This window comes from Clostridium sp. LY3-2, from assembly GCF_024705715.1.
Classification (GTDB): domain Bacteria; phylum Bacillota; class Clostridia; order Clostridiales; family Clostridiaceae; genus Clostridium.
Genome location: NZ_JAMDLQ010000002.1, coordinates 1 through 21,723, shown reverse-complemented (window position 1 = coordinate 21,723; position 21,723 = coordinate 1). Strand labels below are relative to the sequence as shown.

Below are 21,723 nucleotides of genomic sequence, written 5' to 3'. Positions count from 1 at the left end.
ACTAAAATTTATAGATATTTATAAAAATAAGGAGTTTACCTATTTAAAAAAAGTATAAATATAATAAAAAAGGATAGCACAAATAAGAAAGTAGAAGTTTCAGGTATGCCAATTTCAATTATAAAACATTTAAATGATATTTTTGTATTAGATTATGAAAATGGATTTATAAAAATTCTAGATGATAAGTTTAAGCCTAAAAAAAACATTGCAGTAGGAAAAGAGCCTAATGCAATGCTTTTAGTTAATTCATATCGTTAAATAAAAGATTCATTATTTCATTATAGATTTCAGAAGGATTTTCTTGCCACTTACTGCAAAGGTATGTGGCACCTTTTTTTGTTGGAACAGAAATTTTAAGATCCATTAAAGGTGTGTCGTCCTCTAAAGCTTTCAAACTAACTATGAAACTATCATTTTTACCTATCGTGTAATCACTATGTATTGTAAGTTCCTTTTTTATAAGATCTATGTGAGACTTAATATATTCTGATAACGTTGAAACTTTTGAAGGTGAAATTCTATCTTCGAAGAAAGATAGTACACTTTCGCCTTTAGGTGTAAGTTTAATAGCCTTTTTATTTGAAACTTCAGTATTTTCCACAAATTCTGATTCTAATAATTCGTTAATATATTGTTGAAGCGTAAAGTAGTTTATGAAATTGTTTTCTAAAATTATTTCTGTTAGTTGAGTATTGGAAATAGGTTGTTTAAGTAGTTTTAAAATATATAAAACTATTAACTTATTTTCCGCAAGCTCCATTGAACTTTCTTCGTACATATAAAAAACCTCCATTTTATTTGAAAGTATACATTAATTATAACATAAAAATAAATATAGTGAAGATAATGTAATTAAATAAAATATTAACTAATATACTATAAAAGGTAAAAATAATGGAAAGGAGTCTTATGAAAAGAAAGAGAGACATAATTTTTGTTATAACGGCTTTAGTTATTATTATATCTAGTGCCTTTTATTTAAACTACAATAGTATAAAACCTACATTTAATGAAAAACCTAAAAAAATGCCTATCCATAAGGTAGAAACAGAAAAAAAAGAACTCTCTTTAACATTTGATATTAATTGGGCAGAAGAAGATTATATTTATGACATATTAACTGTACTAGATAAATATAATGTAAAGGGAACATTTTTTATTATGGGAAAATGGGTAAATTACACTGAAGATAATTTAAAAAAATTACAAGCTATAAAAGATAAAGGACATGAAATAGGAAACCATAGTTATGTTCATCCAAACTTCACAAAGATAAGTAAAGAAAGGATGATAGAAGAAGTTAAAAAAACAGAAGATATATTAAAAGAATCAATAGGAGTTAAAACAGATCTTTTTAGATTTCCAAGTGGTGCATTTAATGAGGAAAGCTTAAAAGTTTTAGAAGACTTTGGTTATAAAAATATTCAATGGAATATTGATTCTGTAGATTGGAGAAACGATGGTGAAAGAGTAGAGTATGAAAGAGTTATAAAAAAGATAGAAAATGGTTCTATTTTACTTTTTCATAATAATGCAAAATATACTCCAAAAAATTTAGATAAAATAATTAGTGAACTGTTAGAAAAAGGGTATGAATTTAAGAAAGTTTCAGAGATTTTGATAGACAAAAACTATAAAATTGATAACGTTGGCATACAACATAAAAATTAATAGGAAATCTATTGAAATTTGAGTAGTATATGTATTATAATGGAAATGGATATTTGTGGGGGAATTAAACACAAATTAGTTTATTACAAAGGGAGAGAGGGGTTACAAATGGAAAATTTAATGTTAAACAACAAAATATATCTTGAAGGAAAGGTCGTTTCAGGATTAGAATTCAGTCACGAAATGTATGGGGAGGGCTTCTACACTTTTAATTTAGAAGTTCAAAGATTAAGTGATTCAGTTGATATTTTAAGTATTACTGTATCAGAGAGATTAATATCAAACAATGAGGTTGCAATTGGGAATGAAGTAATAATAGAAGGGCAACTAAGATCTTACAACAAATTTATAGATGGTTCAAACAAGTTAATCTTAACTGTTTTTGCAAGAAATATTGAACCATGCTTAGAAAGAAGCAAAAATCCTAACGAAATATTCTTAGATGGATACATCTGCAAGGAACCAGTTTACAGAACTACACCTTTTGGAAGAGAAATTGCAGACGTTTTATTAGCTGTAAACAGAGCTTATAATAAGTCAGATTATATTCCAACTATAGCTTGGGGAAGAAACTCAAGATTTTGCCAAAGCTTAGAAGTTGGAGATAATATAAGAGTTTGGGGAAGACTTCAAAGTAGAGAATATCAAAAAAAGGTATCTGAAACAGAAGTAGTTAAAAAGATAGCTTACGAAGTTTCAATCTCTAAAATGGAAAGAGTTAAAAAAGAAGACGAAATTGAAGAAGAAGGCGCTGTTTAAAAAGCCTTTATATAAAGTTTAAAAAAGACCAAGCATTTAATTTAAATGCTTGGCCTTTTTCATTTTAAAATTATTTTCTAAGATCATCCATTATTTGAGTTTTATCTTTTGTCTTATCATCAACTGATTTAATGATTTTTGCTGGAGAACCTGCAACAACAACTCCTGATGGAACATCTTCTGTTACTATTGAACCTGCAGCTACAACAGCACCATCTCCGATTTTAATTCCTTCTAAGATAACAGCATTTGCACCGATTAAAACATTATCTCCAATTTCACAAGGTGATTTTGAAGGTGGCTCTAAAACTCCAGCTACAACAGCTCCTGCACCTAAGTGAACATTTTTACCAAGTTTTCCACGAGCACCTATAACAGCGTTCATATCAACCATAGTTCCTTCACCTATTTCAGCTCCTATGTTTATAACAGCTCCCATCATTATAACAGCGTTTTTACCTATGCTAACTCTATCTCTTATAATAGCACCTGGCTCGATTCTAGCATCAACTTCTAATATATCAAGCATTGGGATAGCTGAGTTTCTTCTATCATTTTCTAATCTAAAATGTTTGATTTTATCTTTATTATCTAAAATTACTTTAGATAGAGAATCTGATTCACCAAATAAAACGTAGAAGTTATTACCTCCAAACCATTCTATTCCATCTAAATTAACGTTTTCTAAATCTCCATTTATATAAACTTTAACTGGTGTAGACTTCTTAGATTCTTTAATAAATCTAGCGATTTCGTATGGATCTGTAAAATTGTATTCCATTTAATATCATCCTTTCTGTAAATAGTATATGTAAATTATAATAAAAAAAATGAAATTTTAAAAGGGGGACATAAAAATTTGCCGAAAGTAATCCTTTGCTGTAAAATTATTTTAATATAAAAAATAAGTGATGTTACTTTTTTAAAAGTTAAATAAATAAGTAAATACTTTAAGTTTGGGAGGTTTTTTCTTGAATAATAATTTAAAAAATATAGAGGTTTCTGGAATAAGAAAGTTTTATAATAAGGTTTTAAAGATAGATGGTGCAATATCACTAACTTTAGGTCAGCCAGATTTTAAAACTCCAAAAGCTATAACAGATGGAATAAAAAAGGCTATAGATGATGGGAAAACTGTTTATACAGAAAATGCAGGAATAGGAGAATTAAGAGAAGAGATAAGTAATTATTTAAAATCATTAGATATTTCTTATAGTAAGGATGAGATTTGCATAACAGTTGGAGGAAGCGAAGCGATATATGTAGTTTTAAATACTCTACTAAATCCTAAAGATAAAATTTTAATTCCATCTCCTGGATATCCAGCTTACGAAAGTATAGCAAAGATATTAGGCGCTGAAGTTATAGAGTATGGATTTAAAGATGATTTTAGTTTAGATATAGAAGGGATTAGAAAATCTATTAAAGAAGAGGGAGTTAAAAATTTAATTTTATCTTTCCCGTCAAACCCTACAGGTGCAATTTTAAGTAAAGAAGATAGAGATGAATTAATAGAACTTATAAAAGAAGAAGATTTAACTGTTGTAACTGATGAGATTTATGCATCTATAATATATGATGATTATTATTCAGTAGCCCAAGATGAGTCTTTAAAAAATAATATTATATATATTAGTGGGTTTTCAAAAATGTTTTCAGCTACAGGTCTTAGAATAGGATATGTTTGTGCAAGTGATACATTTATGAAAGAAATGATGAAAGTTCATCAATACTTTGTTTCTTGCGCACCATCTATAGTTCAATACGGAATAGTTGAAGGGCTTAAAAAATCAAAAGGCGATTTAGAAATTATGGTTAAAGAATTTAAACGTAGGCGTGATTATTCTTTTAAAAGGCTTAAAGGTATGGGACTTAAAGTAGCTGAGCCAAAGGGAGCCTTTTATATTTTCCCATCTATAAAAAAATATAATTTATCTTCAGAAGAGTTTTGCGAAAAGCTATTATTTGAAGAAAAGGTAGCTTTAGTACCTGGAGATGCTTTTGGAAGCATGGGAGAAGGATATTTTAGAATTTCTTACTGTTATAGTGATGAGGAGCTAAAAACTGCATTTGATATATTAGAGAAATTTATAGAAAAATTGAATAAATAATAGAAAAAGCTAATTTTTGATTTATCAAAAATTGGCTTTTTTTATTTGTATCCTAAGAAAGATGTGTTTTTTATGAACGAATAAAATGAATTTATTAAAAAGTAAAATTTCATTTTTGTATCTAAAAGTTTATATTAAAGCTATTTTAGACAAAAAAATTAACGGTAAAAGAATATAAAAATTCAAAATGTCTTTTTGGGACAAACAAAAAGAGATATTTGTATTAAAATATTACGAAAATGTTAAGACGTTCATTTTTGATAAAAATATATTTTGAGGGTATAAAAATGCAATTAATTCAATTTACAAATACTTGAATATTTTAGATAAAAGTAAGTAAAAATGCTATGTTAAACGATTACAAAGTAAAAAATATACAATTAACAAATTGATAAAAACAAAATGATTTAATTAATAAAATATCAAAAATGGCTCTTAGATTTTAACATATCAAATTGACAAAGGGTGTAGATATAATATAATTGTTAATAAATAAAGTTTGTGTATATATGAAGAGCAAAAAAGAATGGGGGTTTTAAAATGTTAAAATATATCTTTAAAAGAGTTTTAACAAGTATAGTTACAATTTTTGCAGTTGTATCTATTACATTCTTCTTAGTAAGGCTTATGCCAGGTGGACCATTTGATGGTGAAAAGGTAACAGCTGAAATGAAGGCAGTATTAAATGAAAAATATGGACTGGACAAGCCAGTTGGAGAACAATATAAAATTTATATGGGAAATCTTTTAAAAGGTGACCTTGGAGAATCAATGCAATTTAGAGGAAGAGAAGTTACTGATACTATAAAATACTCTTTCCCAAAATCTGCAAAGCTTGGAATAGTAGCTATAGTATTTTCTTTAGTAACTGGAATTTTACTTGGAGTATTATCAGCACTTAAAGTTGATAAGTGGCCAGATAGACTTTGTATGTTTATCTCAACACTTGGAATAACAGTTCCAAGTTTCGTAATAGCAGCGGTACTTATTTACTTCTTCACAGTTAAGTGGGGATTATTACCGGCTGTAGGACTTTCAAAACCTACAAGTTATATAATGCCTGTTTTAGCCTTAGCTGGAAGTTCGATGGCATTTATAACAAGACTTACAAGAAGTAAGCTTATAGATGTATTAAAGCAAGATTATATAAGAACTGCAAAAGCAAAAGGATTAAGTTCAAAAGTAGTAGTGTTTAAACATGCTTTAAGAAACTCTCTTATACCAGTAGTTACTTACATGGGGCCGTTAGTAGCTGGTATTTTAACAGGATCTTTCGTTGTTGAAAAAATATTCGTAATACCAGGTCTTGGTAATGAGTTCGTATCAACAATAACAAATAGAGATTATACAGCTCTACTTGGAGTAGTAGTATTCTTCTGTACGCTTATAGTTGTTTGTAACTTAATAGTAGATATACTATACGTTGTAATAGATCCAAGAATTAAGCTTGAAGACGTAAAGGCATAAGGGGGTAAAAATTATGGAAAATATTAAATTCGATAAAAATATGTTTACTCCTGTATCTAAGGAAGAGAAAGCATTCGAAAACTTTGAAAGACCGAGTGTTGGATACTGGAAAGATGCCTGGAGAAGACTTAAATCAAACAAAGTAGCATTAATTTCTTTAATTGTAATAATACTTCTTGTATTATCAGCAATAATAGTTCCAATGGTTTCAAAATATACATACGATGCTCAAAACTTAGCATTAAAAGATATGAAACCAAACGGACAGCATTTCTTTGGAACAGATAAGCTTGGAAGAGACTTATTTGTAAGGGTAATGATGGGAGCTAGATATTCATTAATCATAGGGGCAGCAGCTGCAGTTATAAACTTAGTTATAGGAGTTTTATATGGAGGAGTTGCAGGGTTCTTTGGTGGAAGAGTAGATAACCTTATGATGAGAATAGTAGACTGCTTATATTCAATACCAACTACTATATATGTAGTAATCATTATGGCTGTTTTTAAAGATTCAGCTTTTGATAAAACAGGAATACTTAGTATAATACTTGCACTTTCAATATCATATTGGGTTGGAATGGCAAGAATAGTTAGAGGAGATATCCTTCAATTAAAACAACAAGAATTCGTTTTAGCTGCAAAAACTTTAGGTGCATCTAAAATGAGAATATTATTTAGACACTTAATACCTAACTGTTTAGGATCAATTATAGTAACAATGACACTTTTAATACCACAAGCAATATTTACAGAGGCATTCTTAAGCTTTATAGGACTTGGATTAAATGCACCTCTTGCATCACTTGGAACATTATGTAACGATGCTATGGCTGCAATTTATACAAATCCATACCAATTATTTTTCCCAGCTGCAATGATTTGTTTAATAATACTATCATTTAACATGCTAGGTGATGGATTAACAGAAGCTTTAGACCCTAAGCACCAAAAGTAGGAGGAAGAATTTATGAGTAAATTATTAGAAGTAAAAAATTTAAGAACTTCCTTTAAGACGCATTTAGGAGAGGTACAAGCAGTAAGAGGTGTATCATTTCATGTTGATAAGGGAGAAGCTATAGGAGTAGTTGGAGAGTCAGGTTGCGGTAAATCTGTAACTATGATGTCTATTATGAGACTTTTAGCAGATAATAGCGTAATAGAAAGTGACGGAATTATCTTTAATGGAGAAGATATTAGTAAATATTCAGAAAAAGAGATGGAAAAAATAAGAGGAGATAAGATGGGGATGATTTTCCAAGATCCTATGACATCTTTAAATCCTTTATATAAAATAGGTGATCAATTAACAGAGCACTTAATAAAGCATAAAAAAATATCAAAAAAAGAAGCTTGGCAAAAAGGAATAGAAATGCTTGATTTAGTTGGAATTCCAAGCCCTGAAAAAAGAATGAAGCAATATCCTCATGAATTTTCAGGTGGTATGAGACAAAGGGCTATGATTGCAATAAGTCTTATATGTGAGCCAAACTTAATAATAGCAGATGAACCTACAACTGCTCTAGATGTTACAATTCAAGCTCAGATACTAGACCTTATGAAAGGTTTAAAAGAAAGGTTAAATACATCTATTATCCTTATAACTCATGATTTAGGAGTAGTTGCAGACCTTTGTTCTAGAATAAATGTAATGTATGGTGGGATAGTTGTTGAAACTGGTAGCGATGAAGATATCTTCTATAGAGGAAGACATCCTTATACTTGGGGACTTTTAAATAGTGTTCCAAACCCAATGAGCGAAATGAAAGAAAAGCTTGTACCAATAGAAGGGCAGCCACCAGATCTATTAAAACCACCAAATGGATGTCCATTTGCAGATAGATGCGAATATACTATGAAAGTTTGTTTAGAAAATCAACCTCCGTTATTTGAGGTTAGCGAAGGACATAAATGTGCATGTTGGTTATGCCACTCTGATGCACCAAAGGTTGAATCACCAATAGGGAGGGAAGAATAATGGAAAAAGAAGTTATCTTAGAAATTAAAAATTTATGCAAATACTTCCCTGTAAACAAAGGACTTTTTAAAAAGCCAAGTTTAGTTAAAGCGGTAGATAATGTTTCATTTAGTATAAAAAAAGGTGAAACTTTAGGATTAGTTGGGGAATCTGGTTGTGGTAAAACTACAACAGGAAGAACTATCCTTAAGTTATACGAACCTACATCAGGAAATATAATCTTTAAGGGAAAAGATATAACTAAAAAATCTGAAAAGGAAATGGTTCCTTTAAGAAGAGAAATGCAAATGATCTTCCAAGATCCTTATGCATCATTAAATCCAAGAATGACAGTTGGCGATATAATTGGGGAAGCTATAGATATTCATGGATTATATAAAGGAAAAGAGAGAGAAGAAAGAATTAAATTTCTTTTAGATAAAGTTGGACTAAATGGAAGTCACATAAATAGATATGCTCACGAGTTCTCAGGAGGACAAAGACAAAGAATAGGAATAGCTAGAGCTTTAGCTGTTGAACCTGATTTTATAGTCTGCGATGAGCCAATCTCCGCTCTAGATGTTTCAATCCAAGCACAGGTTATAAACATGCTTGAAGAACTTCAAGAAGAGTTTGGATTAACTTATCTATTTATAGCACATGACCTTTCAATGGTTAAACATATATCAACTCACATTGGAGTAATGTATCTAGGACAGTTAGTTGAAAAAGGATTAAGTGATGATGTTTATTTAAAACCTAAACATCCATACACACAGGCTCTTTTATCAGCAGTTCCTATACCAGATCCACAGATAGCAAAAAACAATAATAGAATTGTTTTAGAAGGTGATATACCATCACCTATAGATCCAGAACCAGGATGTAGATTTAAAGGTAGATGCCCAAAAGCTATGCCTATATGTCAAGAAAAGGATCCAGTATTAAAAGAAGTGGAAAATGGACACTTTGTATCATGTCATTTATTTGATTAAATTTTAGGATAATAAGCTAAAAGTAAGCTATTATTATATAAATAAGAAGGGGGATAAAATATGAAAGTAAGTAAAATTAAAAAACTTTGCGCTGTAGCTTTAGCTGTAGCAATCTCAGCTTCTGTTTTCGTTGGATGTGGTTCTAATGATTCAGCAGGCGGGTCAAATCAAAAACTTCTATACAATGTTGGGGCGGTAGTAGAAACTATAGACCCTGCATTAAACACAGCTGTAGACGGGTCTACAATTATAGGGAATGCCTTTGAAGGGTTAGTTAGATTAGATGATAAAGACAAAGCTATCCCAGGAGTTGCAGAAAAATGGGAAATCTCAGAAGATGGAAAAACTTATACTTTCCACTTAAGAGAAAATGCTAAATGGTCTGATGGACAACCTGTAAAGGCTTCTGATTTTGAATATGCATGGAAGAGAGTATTAAATAAGGATACAGCTTCTGAATATGCTTATCAATTATTCTATTTAAAAAATGGGGAAGAATATTATAACGGAAAAGCTAAAGCTGATGATGTTGGAGTTAAGGCTAAAGATGATAAAACTTTAGAAGTTAAAATCAATACAAAAACTCCATACTTCCTAGAGCTTATGGCATTCCCAACTTACATGCCTGTAAGAAAGGATATAGTTGAAGCTAATGGAGACAAATGGACTCAAAAGCCAGAAACATTTGTAACTAATGGACCATTCAAGTTAGAAGATTACCAAATGAAGGATTCATACAAATTCGTTAAAAATGATAACTATTGGAATAAAGACGCTATAAAACTTGAAGAGTTAACTTACAAAATGGCAACTGATTCAACTAGTTCATACGCTTCACTTGAGTCTGGAGACTTTGATATGGTTGGAGTAGTTCCAACTGAGAGAATGGAAGATGGAAAAGAAAAAGGATTAGTTCAAACTTTCGCAAATCTTGGAACATACTTCGTTTGCGTAAATGTTGGAAATAACACAGATAAATTACCAGCTGATGTTAAAAAGGCATTAAGCAATAAAGATGTAAGACATGCACTTGCTTTAGCTATCGATAGAGAAGCTATAGTTAAAGATGTAACTAAGGGTGGTCAAGTTCCTTCAGCAGATTTCGTACCTGCAGGAATCAAAGGACCAGATGGAAAAGATTTTAAACAAAATAAATTCGATCCAACTAAATTTGAAGATAATGTAGCGGAAGCTAAGAAATTATTAGAAAAAGCTGGATATAAAGATGGTAAGGGATTACCTACATTTAAATTAATGTATAACTCAGAAGGTGATCACAAATCAGTTATGGAAGTTATTCAACAAAACTGGAAGAAAATCGGTGTAAATGTTGAATTAACTAACCAAGAGTGGGCAGTATTCTTAAATACTAGACAAAAAGGTGAATATGAAATTTCAAGACACGGTTGGTCAGCTGACTACGTAGACCCTATGACTTTCTTAGATATGTGGGTTAGCGGAGAAGATGGAAAACAAGCTACTTGGGGTAATAACGATGCTCACTTCTCAAACAAAAAATACGATGAATTAGTTAAAAAAGCTAAAACTGAATCAGATCCAGCTAAGAGATTTGAATATATGAGACAAGCTGATGATGTATTAATGGATGAAATGCCAATCATACCTTTATATGATTACACTAAAACTTATGGTATCCAACCATACGTTAAAGGCTTACACGTTTCACCACTTGGACAAATTTACTTTGATAAAGTAGAAATCCAAAAATAAGAAATTATTTATAAAAATTAGACTAAGTTCTTTTTAGAACTTAGTCTTTTATATTTAGAGTAAAAAAAAGAATGCTGAAAATTCAGCATTCTTTTTCTTATAAGCCTATAACATCATCCATATTATAAAGGCCAGGTTTATTAACTTTTGCCATAAACTCGCAAGCTTTTAAAGCGCCAGTTGCAAAAACATCTCTTGAAATAGCTTTGTGTGAAAGTTCTATAACTTCACCTTTACCTGCAAATATAACGTCGTGGTCTCCTACGATTCCACCGCCTCTAACTGCATGAATACCTATTTCAGATTTTTCACGTTTCTTTTGACCTTCTCTACCGTATACATAGTGAGTTTCGTCTTTAAGTGAATCTTTTATAGTATCTGCTAAAAGGATAGCTGTACCGCTTGGAGAATCTACTTTTTGGTTGTGGTGCTTTTCAATTATCTCTATATCATAATTTCCATAAAGAAGAGGAGACACCTTTTTAAGTAGTGAATTTATTAAATTTATACCAAGTGACATATTAGCAGATTTAAATAAAGGAAGAGTTTTAGATTTTTCATCTATTAAATCTAAATCTTCTTTTGTAAAACCAGTTGAACAAATTACAAGTGGTTTGTTAGTTTTCTCTGTTAATTCCAATAATCCTTTTAATGCGTCAGCTCTTGAAAAGTCTAATAATACATCGTATTCTATAGTAACTTCATCTGGAGACGCAAAAACAGGGTAATCAAAACTATTTTTTGATCTATCTATTCCACCTACTATTTCTAAATCGTCAAAATCATTAGCTAGAGTAGATATCGCTGTTCCCATTTTTCCAGAACAACCGTTTAATAATACTTTAACCATTTTTTTTATCTCCTTAAATTAAATTGTGATTTTTTAAGTTTTTAACTAAAGTTTCTTTAAGAGTTTCATCCATTTCGTATAGAGGTAATCTTAAAGGTCCTACTTCTTTTCCCATAAGATTTAAAGCTGTCTTAACTGGGATTGGGTTTGTCTCTAAAAAAAGTGAGTTTGAAAGATTTAAAGTTTCTATTTGAATGTCTAATGCTTTTTTGCACTCGCCATTTAAATAAGCCTTTGTCATTTCGTGAACTTCTTTTGGAACAACGTTTGCTAAAACAGATATTACACCTTTTCCACCTAAAGACATAACAGGAACTATTTGATCGTCATTTCCTGAATAGATATCTATTTTGTCTCCAAGTAATGCACGTATTTCTGCAATTTGGCTAAAGTTTCCGCTAGCTTCTTTTACTGCAACTATATTTTTAAGTTTAGATAATTCTAAAACTGCGCTAGGTGAAATGTTCATATTAGTTCTACTTGGAACGTTATATAACATAATTGGAATATTAACAGCATCGTTTATAGCTTCAAAATGCTTAAATAACCCTTTAGTGTTTGTTTTGTTGTAGTATGGTGTTATAACTAAAAGACAGTCTACTCCAACTGATTCTGCATACTTACTCATTTCTATTGAAGCGCTAGTGTTATTCGTACCAGTACCTGCTATAACAGGTATTCTTTTATTTATAATATCAACTGTAAATTTGAGTACTTCTTTTTTTTCTTCTGTAGTCATTGTAGTAGCTTCACCTGTAGTACCGCATATAACTATAGCATCAGTTCCCATACTTACGTGCCACTCTAATAATTCTTTTAATTTTTCAAAGTTAACTCCGTTTTCGTTAAATGGAGTAACTAAAGCAACACCTGATCCTTCAAAAATAGCCATATAAAAATTCCTCCAAATTTAATTATTTTTTAATTAAGATTTCTGCTATTTGAACTGCGTTTAAAGCAGCACCTTTTCTTATGTTATCTGCACAAATCCAAAGATTTAAACCTTTATCTAAGCTAAAGTCTCTTCTTATTCTTCCAACAAAGATATTATCTTCTCCAGAAGCTTTAAGAGGAGTTGGGTAGATTAAGTTATCTTTATCATCATAAAGAGTAACTCCTTCTGTATTTCTTAATAATTCTAAAATATCATTTATTTCAAAATCCTTTTTAAGTTCTAAGTTAACACTTTCACTGTGAGCGTTTAAAACAGGAACTCTAGCTGTAGTTGCTGTAACTCTAAGGTCTTTTAAACCTAATATTTTTCTAGTTTCTTCAATCATCTTCATTTCTTCTTTAGTGTATCCGTTATCTAAAAATACATCTATATGTGGTAATACATTACCTGCTATAGGGTATGGGAACTTTTTAGGTTCTTCTCCTTTAAGACCGTTTTCTAAATCAGAAATAGCAGCAGCGCCAGCTCCAGATACTGCTTGATAAGTAGAGTATACAACTCTTTCTAAACCGTATTTATCTTCTATTGCTTTTAAAATTGGCATAGCTTGAATAGTAGAACAGTTTGGATTTGCAATAATTCCATTATGCCATTTTACGTCTTCTGGATTTACTTCTGGAACTACTAAAGGAACTTTAGGGTCCATTCTCCAAGCGCTACTATTATCTATAACAACAGCACCTATTTTAGAAAATTCTGGTGCAAACTTTAAACTAGTATCTCCACCTGCTGAAAATAAAGCGAAATCTAAATCCTTATTTTCTATATTTTCTACAGAAGTTTCTAAAATAGTATACTTCTTACCTCTAAATTCTAATTCTTTACCTGCTGATTTTTTTGAAGCATAAAGGTAAAGATTTTTAATAGGAAAATTTCTTTCATCTAAAATTTCTAAAATTTTTCTACCTACATTACCTGTCGCCCCAACTACTGCAACGTTATACAAAATAATCCCTCCTAATTTATGTAGATAAATTTTTATCTACATTTATAAATATATATATTAACTATAAGATTTAACGAGGTAAATATCAATAGCTATGGTAAAAATAGTGAACTATAAAAAGAAAAAAATAAAATATTATAATTTATTATATAAAAAATACTTACTTTTTTTACAAAATGTTTTTTAATTTTAGATTTTAATTTATATAAATTTAATTTTTTGAATAATAGGTGAATATATGGAAAAAATACATAAAGAAATGGAGTGATTATGTATGAGTAAAACACCTTTAAAAAAAATAATTAAATCAAAAATTAAATCAAATAAAGAATTAACAGAAGCTGAAAAGATGAGAGAAAAAATTAAATACGAAATTGCAGGAGAACTCGGTTTAAGTGATAAAGTAGACGAGGGAGGTTGGGGCTCTTTAACGGCTGAAGAAACAGGAAGAATAGGTGGAATGATGACAAGCAGAAAGAAAAGATTAAATATTCCAACAAACGAGCAAATACTAGGTAGAGAACCCTTAAAAGAAGATAAGATTGACTTAAAAGAAAAATAATTATAATATAATAAATAGTATTTAAAGTGACTGGGGGAGTTTTATGGCTTACGGCGAATTTGCAAAGATTTATGATGAACTTATAAATGAAGATATAGATTACGATAAAATAGGTAATAGAATTTTAGATATCTCTAAAGATTTAAAAATAAATTTCGAGGATTATTTAGATTTAGCCTGTGGGACTGGAAACGTATCTTTAAGACTTTCTAAAGAGTTTAATAAATCTTTTGCTGTAGACTTATCAGAAGATATGTTAAGAGAGGCTTTTGAGAAGTTTAAAGAAGCTAGAATTAGAAGTAGAATAGTTTGATTTAATTACTTCAGTTTTAGATTCTACAAATTATATTTTAGAAGATGAAGATTTAAAGAATTATTTTAAAGGAGTATACAATCACCTTAAAAAAGATGGTATATTTATCTTTGATATAAATTCTTACTATAAATTATCTACTATTTTAGGTAATAATATTTATACATATAATTCAGAAGAAGTTTTTTATTCTTGGGAAAACTCCTTTGAAGATGAGATAGTTAATATGTTTTTAACTTTCTTTATTAAAGACGGGGAATTATATGAAAGATTTGAAGAAGAACATTTTGAAAGAGCATATAAAGAAGAATTTATAGAAAAATTAGTTGCTGATTTAGGTTTTGAAATTTTAGGTAAATACGACGGTTATTCAAAAGAATCAGTAAAAGACCAATCAGAAAGAATTTTATATGTCCTTAAAAAAGGAGATTTGGAGGGATAAAAATGAAAGATAAAATTATTAGAGGTACTGCAAAAGACGGAATGATAAGATTTATTGGAGGAATTACAACTAATCTTGTAAACGAAGGTGTCAAAATACACGAGTGTACTCCAACGTCAGCAGCTGCCCTTGGAAGAATGCTTACAGGTTGTGCTCTTATGGGAGTTCAATTAAAAGGAGAAAAAGAAGCTATAACTCTTAAAATAAATGGTGGAGGCCCTGCAGGAAGCGTTACTGTAACTGGACATGCTGACGGGTCAGTTAAAGGATTTATAGGAAATCCAAATGTAGATATTCCACTTAAACCAAATGGAAAATTAGATGTAAGTGGAGCCTTAGGTCTAAACGGGATGTTATATGTAATAAAAGATATGGGACTTAAAGATCCGTATGTTGGTCAAGTTCCTATATATACAGGAGAGATAGCAGAAGACTTAGCTTATTACTTTACAGTATCAGAGCAAACTCCATCTGCTGTATCACTTGGGGTTTTAGTAGATACAGATTACTCAATAAAAGCTTCAGGTGGATTTATAATTCAAATGATGCCAGATTCTGATCCGCTTTTAGCAGATATAATAACTTATAGATTAGAAGAAATTCCACCTATAACTACATTAATAAGTGAAGGAAAAACAATTGAAGATATTATAGAATTAATATTTAGCGATATGGACCCTAAAATATCAAGTGAGATTGTAGAACCTATGTATAAATGTGACTGCTCTAGAGAAAGAGTTGAAAAGGCACTTTTAAGTATAGGGCAAAAAGATTTAAATGAAATCTACGATGAAAATAAAAGTGAAGAGATAGTTTGTCATTTCTGTGGAACTAAATATGAGTTTACACACGATGATATCGGTAAGTTAATAGAAGAATCTAACAAATAAAATATATAAAAGAAAAAAGTGAAGTGTAAAAATTTTTACGCTTCACTTTTTTATGTTTAAGATAAGCAAAATTAATAAGGATAGGAAGGAGTTAGGCCTATCCTAATAAAAGAAGAGGCGCCACCCAGATTTGAACTGGGGAATAGAGGTTTTGCAGACCTTCGCCTTACCACTTGGCTATAGCGCCAAAATAAAAAATAATAAATTTCTTTATATAAGATTATACTAAAATATATGAGTTTATATTACTAATTGTTAATAAAAAAGGAGTTTTTTATGGAAAAGATTAAAAAAATTCAAAAGGCACTTTTAGAAAGTGAGAAACCTTCTCTTATTTTAAATAGAATGATAGAAAAAGAAGAGCTTAAAGATTATCCTTTTAATATGTTAGATGACCTTAGGTTTACTATGCAATCTCCAAAATACCATAGTGAAGGTGTAGTTTGGAACCATATGATGCTAGTAATAGATGAAGGGGCTAAACTTCGAGATTTTGCTAACGATAAAAAAACATTTATGTTTGGTCTTCTTTTGCACGATATAGGAAAATCAAAAACAACTAAGTTTTTTAAAGGTAGGTGGACATCATATGACCACGATAAAGTCGGTTCTATTATGGGAAAAGAATTTTTAAATAACTTTAGTATCTTTAATAAAGAAGAAAAAGAAAAAATAATTAAAGCTATAAAATTTCATATGCATCATATCTACATAAAAAAGAATTTGCCTTTTGGAGATATTAAAGGAATGAAAAAAGAAAACGATCTAAATGATTTGCTTTTAACCTTTATTTCAGATAAAGCTGGAAGAGGGGGGATAACTAAAGAGGAAAGAGAAGAAATCTTAGATGAAGTAAATCAACTATTTAATAAGTACAAAGAAGAAGGTTTAGTTAGGGGAGAATTATTTTCTAAAAAGCTATAAATTTTATAGCTTTTTAGATTTAATATTGAACAAAAAAATATATTTTTGCGTAAGATATATAGTGTTTAGAGTATGAGTAAACTTCCTCTATCAGTAAGTTTCCCGCTCTTTAATGACACTATTTTTATATTTAAAGGCTTTAAAAAATTTAAAACTAAATCTTTATATTTGTAGGAGTTTATATCTCCAAATAATAAAAGTGTGTTTCTATTTAACATTCCTCCAACGCCACCTATAAAACCATACTCAAAAGGTTTTAATTCTATATCTCCAGGTGGAAGCAAAAGAGAATTATAACCTTCTTTTAAAAGAGAATTATGTATTCCTTTATCAGTAGTTATAAAATTGTTTTTATTTATAGGTAGACATGAGCATCTAGTATAACCTTGTTTTACATCTATAAGCTTCTTACCTTTAAAGTTATTTAAAATATTTTTATCGGTAAATTTTAAACTATGCATAATAAAATCTTCAGTTATTAAAGCGTTTAAAAAAATATCCTTAGGATAAGTTGAGTCTAAAGAATTATCTGATACTATATAATCTACGCCATAAAAATTTAATTCTTCTAAAAAAGATTTAGGGATATCTTTATGAAGAATGACTTTTTTATCTACTATAGATAATTGAATATCAGAGTGTCCGTCTATAGCTTTATATAATTTATCTGATTTTGGAATTTTAATAGGTGTAAGATTTAACTTTTTTAAATTTTCTATTTCTAAATCAGTAGTTCTATAATCTACAAAACATAGCATAAAGAAAAGTCCTCCTGAAATTTGTTTATATATAATGTACTATTTTTCTAAAATATATTCAATAATTTTGGGAGTAAAAGAAAACTATGGTTCGTATAGTACTAGTTATGTTAATACATACTATTACTAGAAGGGAGTGAAATCTATGCTTGTACTAGAACTTGCGTATATGGGAGAGTTAGACTTTATAAAAGAGTTACAAGATTTGAAAACCCTACTTAAAGAAAAAAATATAGTAATAGGATTAGTAGAAAGAATTGAGGGCGAATTTCATATTGTTAAAGTCATGGCAGAAGAGGCAAGAGAAAAAGAGGAAGCTTTTGAAAAAATTAAATTATATGTAAGCCATATGTTATACAAATTTGTAATTAAGAACTACAAAGAAAAGGAATTATTTGAATTTTTATGGGACACTTACTTTTTCTTAAAAGGAGAAGACGTTATTGAAGCAGAAAAAAGAATAATGGAAACTTTAAATAACAAAAACAGTATAAAAGATGAAGAAGATATATATTGCCAAAATAAAATAAACGGTATGGTAGAAAAGATAAAGAATTGTTTAGAAGAGGAAAATTATTTAAATATAAACGGGTTTATAACTTTTAGAATGAAAGCTTTAAGAGAAGATATAGAAAAAGTTATAGATAAAACAGTTCAAAAATATATGGTAGAAAAAGAATATAATGAATTTATAAAGCTTTTAAAATATTTTGTAGACATACAAGAGAGTAAAATAGAAAAGATACACATCTATATTAATAACGATGGAAATTATATTTTAAGAGATAGTGATGGGTTAGATCTATTAAATGAGTTTTCAAAAGATCTAAACGGTTCTAAAATAGGGGTGGATGTTAACATAGAAGACGTGATTATAAGCGGCCTTATAACAAATGCACCAAAAGAAATTTTAATTTATCACAAAGAACTATGTACAAATAGAGAATTTCTTGATACAATAGAGAAGGTCTTTGTAGAGAGAGTCAAATTTTTAGAATTTTCTAGAGAAATTAACTAAAAAGTGTTGACAAGATAAAAAAGAATATGTATAATAAATTTTGTTAAGAAGAAACAGCCGTTTCTCACCAGCAACTCTAGTGTAAGATGTTCGCTTGGTTAATTATCGTAATTAATTATTTGTTTTCGATAAAATAAGGACGGCAATATGCCGTCCTTTTATTTATATATATGTATTCTGTATATGGTTATAAAGACGGAGGTGGAAGCCATTAGTAAAAATTATATTGCTAACGAAGAAATTAGAGCAAAAGAATTAAGAGTAATAGCTGGAGACGGTGAGCAACTTGGAATTATTCCAACAAGAGAAGCTCTTGAAAAGGCTTATGAAGGGGATTTGGATTTAGTGTTAATATCACCAACTGCCAATCCACCAGTAGCTAAAATAATGGATTTAGGGAAGTTCATATACGAACAATCTAAAAAAGAAAAAGAAGCAAAGAAGAAGCAAAAAATCATTAACATAAAAGAAGTAAGAGTTAGTCTTACAATAGAAGAAAATGATATTGCTATAAAAGCTAAAAAAGCAAGAAAGTTCCTATTAGATGGGGATAAAGTTAAAATCACAGTCAGATTCAGAGGAAGAGAAATGAGTTTAACTCATTTAGGTCAAAAAATCCTTGACAACTTTGTAGGAAAATTAGAAGACGTTTGTGTCATCGAAAAACCTGCTAAAAAAGAAGGAAGAAATATGACTATGGTTTTAGGCCCTAAAAAGGCATAAACTGAGAGGAGGATTTTATCATGCCAAAAATGAAAACACATAGAGGTGCAGCAAAAAGATTCAGAAAGACAGGTACAGGGAAACTTAAAAGAGCTAAAGCTTTCAGAAGCCACATCTTAACTAAGAAAAGCTCAAAAACTAAGAGAAAACTTAGAAAAGGTGGATACGTATCTACAACTCAAGAGAAAAACATGAAGAAATTATTACCATACCTATAATAGTAACGCAGGAGGTTTAGAAGAGAATGGCAAGAGTAAAGAGAGCAGTTAACGCTCGTAAGAATCATAGAAAAGTATTAAAACTTGCAAAAGGATACTACGGTGGAAAAAGCAAGTTATTCAAAACAGCTAACGAATCAGTAATCAGAGCATTAAGAAATGCTTACGTTGGAAGAAGATTAAAAAAGAGAGACTACAGAAGACTTTGGATAGCTAGAATAAACGCAGCTACAAGAATGAATGGTCTTTCATACTCAAGATTCATGAACGGAATCAAATTAGCTGGAATAGATATAAACAGAAAAATGTTATCAGAGATAGCTATCAACGATCCAAAAGCTTTCGCTGAATTAGTTGAAGTTGCTAAAAAGCACTTAGCTTAATATAGATTTGTAAAATGCGACGTTTAGTCGCATTTTCTTTATATATAGAAGTTTTTTTAGAAATAAGTTTTATAAAACTTAACAAATATAAAACTTTAATTTAACAGAAGGAAAGTATAATGTATAAAGCTTATAATATGCATTAAAATAGTATATAATAAGATTAAATGTTTAGGAAACCTTTGAGGTGATTGAATGAAGACGAAAATTAATAAGAAGCTTGATCTAAACGCTGTTCAAGTTCTTGCACTTGGTTTCTTTATAGTTATTCTTATAGGTGGAATCCTTTTAAGTCTACCTATTTCATCAAAAAGTGGTGAGTATACAAACTTTTTAGATGCTGTATTTACTTCAACATCAGCAGTTTGTGTTACTGGGCTAGTAACTTTAGATACGGGTACTTACTGGAATCAGTTTGGACAAATAGTTATAATGCTTTTAATTGAAATTGGGGGACTAGGTTTCATGTCTTTCGCTACTTTCATAGCATTATTACTAGGGAAAAAGATAACTTTAAAAGATAGATTAATTATGCAAGAAGCAATGAACACATTTAGTATTCAAGGACTTGTAAAGATGGTACGATACGTATTAGGATTTACATTTGCAGTTCAATTTTTTGGTGCATTACTTTTATCAACACAATTTATACCTGAATTTGGTCTATTAAAAGGAATTTATTATAGTATATTCCACTCTATTTCAGGTTTTTGTAATGCAGGTTTTGACCTTTTAGGAGGTTTTAGCAGTGTAACAGGATATTATAATAATCCTGTAATTCTTATAACTTTAAGTTTACTTATAATAATCGGTGGATTAGGGTTTACAGTTTGGCTTGAAGTTTATAATTACAGAGGACTTAAAAAATTATCAGTTCACTCAAAAATAGTACTGTTAATTTCAGCGGTTCTAATAGTTGGTGGTACAATTTTAATGTATTTATTTGAGATGAATAACGCTCAAACTATAGGTAATATGAATGTAGGAGATAAAGTGTTAAACTCTTATTTTGCAGCAGTGTCTCCAAGGACAGCTGGGTTTAACAGTGTATCTACAGATGGAATGACAACAGCAGGTAAGATGCTTACAGTATTACTTATGTTTATAGGTGGTTCACCAGGGTCAACTGCAGGAGGACTTAAAACTGCAACATTTGGTATAGTTATACTTACTGTTATTTCGGTAATAAGAGGAAGAGAAGATACAGAGGTTTTTGGTAGAAGATTTGCTAAAGATTTAGTCTATAAGGCATTCGCTGTATTTTTTATAGGGATGTCACTAGTTTTATTAGTAACGCTTATTTTATCAGTAACAGAACCAAATGAAAAATTTATAAACCTTTTATATGAGGCTACATCAGCCTTTGGTACAGTAGGATTAACAACTGGAGTAACTCAAAGATTAAGTAGTATAGGTAAAATAATCATAATGATTACTATGTACTTTGGTAGAGTCGGCCCTCTTACTGTAGCGCTAGCTTTCTTAAGAAAGAAAAAGAAAAGAACAATGAAATACCCAGAAGGTAAGATTTTAATTGGTTAGGGGATGATTTTATGGCAAAAAGACAATTTGTTGTAATAGGACTTGGAAGATTTGGTTCTTCAGTAGCAGAAACGCTATATGGTCTAGGAAATGATGTATTAGTAATTGATAAAGATGAAGATTTAATACAAGATATTTCAGATAAGGTAACTCATGCGGTGCAAATGGATGCAACTGATGAAAATGCTTTAAGATCTCTTGGTTTAAGAAACTTTGACGTAGCTGTTGTTACTATAGGTTCAAACATACAAGCAAGTGTTATGGTAACTTTACTTGTAAAAGAACTTGGAGTTAGATATATAATAGCTAAAGGTAATAGCGATTTACACGCAAAGGTATTATATAAAATAGGTGCAGATAGAGTAATATTACCTGAAAAAGATATGGGAGTTAGAGTTGCCCATAATTTAGTTTCAGAAAGTATTTTAGACTTTATAGAGCTATCTCCTGACTATAGCATAATGGAAATTGAAACTTTAGAAGAGTGGACTGGAAGTACTTTAGGTGA

At 29.8% G+C, this 21,723-nt stretch carries 24 protein-coding genes, 1 tRNA gene, 1 pseudogene and 1 other annotated feature; of the genes and pseudogenes, 19 read left to right on the top strand and 7 right to left on the bottom strand.

Translation table 11 applies throughout. From position 1 onward, the window contains the following. Positions 1-105 precede the first annotated feature (105 nt). Positions 106-261 (top strand): hypothetical protein, encoded by a 156-nt coding sequence (locus M4I33_RS00155; RefSeq protein WP_257914496.1) that lies wholly within the window; start codon positions 106-108, stop codon positions 259-261. Here the strand turns inward: M4I33_RS00155 and M4I33_RS00150 are convergent. After that, entirely contained in the window at positions 245-781 is a 537-nt protein-coding gene (locus tag M4I33_RS00150) for a DUF4364 family protein (protein ID WP_194190607.1), read from the bottom strand. The two genes, M4I33_RS00155 and M4I33_RS00150, sit on opposite strands and share 17 nt — an antisense overlap. Positions 782-912: 131 nt before the next feature. Between M4I33_RS00150 and M4I33_RS00145 the strand changes: the two genes are divergently transcribed. Beyond that, a complete protein-coding gene (locus tag M4I33_RS00145) occupies positions 913-1,674 on the top strand; it encodes a polysaccharide deacetylase family protein (RefSeq protein WP_257914493.1) in 762 nt (253 codons plus the stop codon). Positions 1,675-1,782: 108 nt separating this feature from the next. Further along, the gene (locus M4I33_RS00140) at positions 1,783-2,433 is read left to right on the top strand and encodes a single-stranded DNA-binding protein (RefSeq protein WP_257914485.1); all 651 of its coding nucleotides are present in this window, start codon (positions 1,783-1,785) and stop codon (positions 2,431-2,433) included. Positions 2,434-2,503: 70 nt separating this feature from the next. Here M4I33_RS00140 and dapD read toward each other — a convergent pair whose 3' ends face one another. Then, the gene (gene dapD / locus M4I33_RS00135) at positions 2,504-3,214 is read right to left on the bottom strand and encodes a 2,3,4,5-tetrahydropyridine-2,6-dicarboxylate N-acetyltransferase (RefSeq protein ID WP_257914484.1); all 711 of its coding nucleotides are present in this window, start codon (positions 3,212-3,214) and stop codon (positions 2,504-2,506) included. Between the two features lie 190 nt (positions 3,215-3,404). Between dapD and M4I33_RS00130 the strand changes: the two genes are divergently transcribed. The 6 genes from M4I33_RS00130 to M4I33_RS00105 all read left to right on the top strand — a co-directional run bounded on the left by M4I33_RS00130 (position 3,405) and on the right by M4I33_RS00105 (position 10,691). After that, positions 3,405-4,544, top strand: a complete 1,140-nt coding sequence (locus M4I33_RS00130; RefSeq protein ID WP_257914482.1) for a pyridoxal phosphate-dependent aminotransferase — start codon at positions 3,405-3,407, stop codon at positions 4,542-4,544. A gap of 540 nt (positions 4,545-5,084) precedes the next feature. Continuing rightward, a complete protein-coding gene (locus tag M4I33_RS00125; protein ID WP_257914480.1) occupies positions 5,085-6,011 on the top strand; it encodes an ABC transporter permease in 927 nt (308 codons plus the stop codon). Positions 6,012-6,024: 13 nt separating this feature from the next. After that, positions 6,025-6,966, top strand: coding sequence for an ABC transporter permease (locus tag M4I33_RS00120; RefSeq protein WP_257914478.1), 942 nt, complete (start codon positions 6,025-6,027; stop codon positions 6,964-6,966). A gap of 12 nt (positions 6,967-6,978) precedes the next feature. Further along, on the top strand, positions 6,979-7,986 hold the full coding sequence (locus M4I33_RS00115; protein WP_257914476.1) for an ABC transporter ATP-binding protein: 1,008 nt from the start codon (positions 6,979-6,981) through the stop codon (positions 7,984-7,986). Further along, positions 7,986-8,960 (top strand): ABC transporter ATP-binding protein, encoded by a 975-nt coding sequence (locus M4I33_RS00110; RefSeq protein ID WP_257914474.1) that lies wholly within the window; start codon positions 7,986-7,988, stop codon positions 8,958-8,960. Before M4I33_RS00115 ends, M4I33_RS00110 begins: the two co-directional genes overlap by 1 nt. A gap of 60 nt (positions 8,961-9,020) precedes the next feature. Beyond that, positions 9,021-10,691, top strand: a complete 1,671-nt coding sequence (locus M4I33_RS00105) for a peptide ABC transporter substrate-binding protein (protein ID WP_257914472.1) — start codon at positions 9,021-9,023, stop codon at positions 10,689-10,691. Between the two features lie 97 nt (positions 10,692-10,788). Here the strand turns inward: M4I33_RS00105 and dapB are convergent, their stop codons facing one another. From dapB to M4I33_RS00090, 3 genes are read right to left on the bottom strand one after another with little or no spacing between them, the layout of a single operon-like run. Then, complete coding sequence (gene dapB, locus M4I33_RS00100; RefSeq protein ID WP_257914470.1) at positions 10,789-11,541, bottom strand: 4-hydroxy-tetrahydrodipicolinate reductase; 753 nt, start codon at positions 11,539-11,541, stop codon at positions 10,789-10,791. 13 nt (positions 11,542-11,554) lie between these two features. Then, positions 11,555-12,433 (bottom strand): 4-hydroxy-tetrahydrodipicolinate synthase, encoded by an 879-nt coding sequence (gene dapA / locus M4I33_RS00095; protein ID WP_257914468.1) that lies wholly within the window; start codon positions 12,431-12,433, stop codon positions 11,555-11,557. 22 nt (positions 12,434-12,455) lie between these two features. Then, a complete protein-coding gene (locus M4I33_RS00090; protein WP_257914466.1) occupies positions 12,456-13,442 on the bottom strand; it encodes an aspartate-semialdehyde dehydrogenase in 987 nt (328 codons plus the stop codon). A 274-nt stretch (positions 13,443-13,716) separates the two neighbouring features. Between M4I33_RS00090 and M4I33_RS00085 the strand changes: the two genes are divergently transcribed. The 3 genes and pseudogenes from M4I33_RS00085 to hslO all read left to right on the top strand — a co-directional run bounded on the left by M4I33_RS00085 (position 13,717) and on the right by hslO (position 15,649). After that, complete coding sequence (locus M4I33_RS00085; protein WP_257914460.1) at positions 13,717-14,004, top strand: alpha/beta-type small acid-soluble spore protein; 288 nt, start codon at positions 13,717-13,719, stop codon at positions 14,002-14,004. Between the two features lie 43 nt (positions 14,005-14,047). Beyond that, positions 14,048-14,759: pseudogene (locus M4I33_RS00080) on the top strand (class I SAM-dependent methyltransferase). Between the two features lie 2 nt (positions 14,760-14,761). Further along, positions 14,762-15,649, top strand: a complete 888-nt coding sequence (hslO, locus tag M4I33_RS00075) for an Hsp33 family molecular chaperone HslO (protein WP_194190592.1) — start codon at positions 14,762-14,764, stop codon at positions 15,647-15,649. Between the two features lie 115 nt (positions 15,650-15,764). Here the strand turns inward: hslO and M4I33_RS00070 are convergent. After that, positions 15,765-15,836, bottom strand: a tRNA-Cys gene (locus M4I33_RS00070). An 89-nt stretch (positions 15,837-15,925) separates the two neighbouring features. Here M4I33_RS00070 and M4I33_RS00065 point away from each other — a divergent pair. Then, the gene (locus M4I33_RS00065) at positions 15,926-16,573 is read left to right on the top strand and encodes an HD domain-containing protein (protein WP_257914458.1); all 648 of its coding nucleotides are present in this window, start codon (positions 15,926-15,928) and stop codon (positions 16,571-16,573) included. Positions 16,574-16,638: 65 nt separating this feature from the next. On the opposite strand, the gene M4I33_RS00060 is transcribed toward M4I33_RS00065, so the two are convergent. Next, a complete protein-coding gene (locus tag M4I33_RS00060) occupies positions 16,639-17,331 on the bottom strand; it encodes a DUF6873 family GME fold protein (RefSeq protein WP_257914456.1) in 693 nt (230 codons plus the stop codon). A 145-nt stretch (positions 17,332-17,476) separates the two neighbouring features. Between M4I33_RS00060 and ytxC the strand changes: the two genes are divergently transcribed. The 6 genes from ytxC to M4I33_RS00030 form a co-directional block, all read left to right on the top strand. Continuing rightward, complete coding sequence (gene ytxC, locus M4I33_RS00055; protein ID WP_257914454.1) at positions 17,477-18,349, top strand: putative sporulation protein YtxC; 873 nt, start codon at positions 17,477-17,479, stop codon at positions 18,347-18,349. A gap of 39 nt (positions 18,350-18,388) precedes the next feature. Then, positions 18,389-18,517 (top strand) — a sequence feature (ribosomal protein L20 leader region). A 15-nt stretch (positions 18,518-18,532) separates the two neighbouring features. Then, positions 18,533-19,072: a translation initiation factor IF-3 gene (gene infC, locus M4I33_RS00050; protein ID WP_374707677.1), complete on the top strand. Its 540-nt coding sequence runs from the start codon at positions 18,533-18,535 to the stop codon at positions 19,070-19,072. Between the two features lie 20 nt (positions 19,073-19,092). Beyond that, entirely contained in the window at positions 19,093-19,290 is a 198-nt protein-coding gene (rpmI, locus tag M4I33_RS00045) for a 50S ribosomal protein L35 (protein WP_194190588.1), read from the top strand. A gap of 26 nt (positions 19,291-19,316) precedes the next feature. Then, complete coding sequence (gene rplT, locus M4I33_RS00040) at positions 19,317-19,673, top strand: 50S ribosomal protein L20 (protein ID WP_194190587.1); 357 nt, start codon at positions 19,317-19,319, stop codon at positions 19,671-19,673. Positions 19,674-19,868: 195 nt separating this feature from the next. After that, positions 19,869-21,215, top strand: a complete 1,347-nt coding sequence (locus M4I33_RS00035; protein ID WP_257914451.1) for a TrkH family potassium uptake protein — start codon at positions 19,869-19,871, stop codon at positions 21,213-21,215. Positions 21,216-21,226: 11 nt separating this feature from the next. Continuing rightward, on the top strand, positions 21,227-21,723 hold a 497-nt coding region (locus tag M4I33_RS00030), incomplete at its 3' end, for a TrkA family potassium uptake protein (protein ID WP_257914449.1).

Bases quoted from the DNA above. Each gene is read 5' to 3' on its own strand.
- M4I33_RS00155 (WP_257914496.1), top strand. From the start codon at position 106: ATGCCAATTTCAATTATAAAACATTTAAATGATATTTTTGTATTAGAT.
- M4I33_RS00150 (WP_194190607.1), bottom strand. From the start codon at position 781: ATGTACGAAGAAAGTTCAATGGAGCTTGCGGAAAATAAGTTAATAGTT.
- M4I33_RS00145 (WP_257914493.1), top strand. From the start codon at position 913: ATGAAAAGAAAGAGAGACATAATTTTTGTTATAACGGCTTTAGTTATT.
- M4I33_RS00140 (WP_257914485.1), top strand. From the start codon at position 1,783: ATGGAAAATTTAATGTTAAACAACAAAATATATCTTGAAGGAAAGGTC.
- dapD (WP_257914484.1), bottom strand. From the start codon at position 3,214: ATGGAATACAATTTTACAGATCCATACGAAATCGCTAGATTTATTAAA.
- M4I33_RS00125 (WP_257914480.1), top strand. From the start codon at position 5,085: ATGTTAAAATATATCTTTAAAAGAGTTTTAACAAGTATAGTTACAATT.
- M4I33_RS00120 (WP_257914478.1), top strand. From the start codon at position 6,025: ATGGAAAATATTAAATTCGATAAAAATATGTTTACTCCTGTATCTAAG.
- M4I33_RS00115 (WP_257914476.1), top strand. From the start codon at position 6,979: ATGAGTAAATTATTAGAAGTAAAAAATTTAAGAACTTCCTTTAAGACG.
- M4I33_RS00110 (WP_257914474.1), top strand. From the start codon at position 7,986: ATGGAAAAAGAAGTTATCTTAGAAATTAAAAATTTATGCAAATACTTC.
- M4I33_RS00105 (WP_257914472.1), top strand. From the start codon at position 9,021: ATGAAAGTAAGTAAAATTAAAAAACTTTGCGCTGTAGCTTTAGCTGTA.
- dapB (WP_257914470.1), bottom strand. From the start codon at position 11,541: ATGGTTAAAGTATTATTAAACGGTTGTTCTGGAAAAATGGGAACAGCG.
- dapA (WP_257914468.1), bottom strand. From the start codon at position 12,433: ATGGCTATTTTTGAAGGATCAGGTGTTGCTTTAGTTACTCCATTTAAC.
- M4I33_RS00085 (WP_257914460.1), top strand. From the start codon at position 13,717: ATGAGTAAAACACCTTTAAAAAAAATAATTAAATCAAAAATTAAATCA.
- hslO (WP_194190592.1), top strand. From the start codon at position 14,762: ATGAAAGATAAAATTATTAGAGGTACTGCAAAAGACGGAATGATAAGA.
- M4I33_RS00065 (WP_257914458.1), top strand. From the start codon at position 15,926: ATGGAAAAGATTAAAAAAATTCAAAAGGCACTTTTAGAAAGTGAGAAA.
- M4I33_RS00060 (WP_257914456.1), bottom strand. From the start codon at position 17,331: ATGCTATGTTTTGTAGATTATAGAACTACTGATTTAGAAATAGAAAAT.
- ytxC (WP_257914454.1), top strand. From the start codon at position 17,477: ATGCTTGTACTAGAACTTGCGTATATGGGAGAGTTAGACTTTATAAAA.
- infC (WP_374707677.1), top strand. From the start codon at position 18,533: ATGGTTATAAAGACGGAGGTGGAAGCCATTAGTAAAAATTATATTGCT.
- rpmI (WP_194190588.1), top strand. From the start codon at position 19,093: ATGCCAAAAATGAAAACACATAGAGGTGCAGCAAAAAGATTCAGAAAG.
- rplT (WP_194190587.1), top strand. From the start codon at position 19,317: ATGGCAAGAGTAAAGAGAGCAGTTAACGCTCGTAAGAATCATAGAAAA.
- M4I33_RS00035 (WP_257914451.1), top strand. From the start codon at position 19,869: ATGAAGACGAAAATTAATAAGAAGCTTGATCTAAACGCTGTTCAAGTT.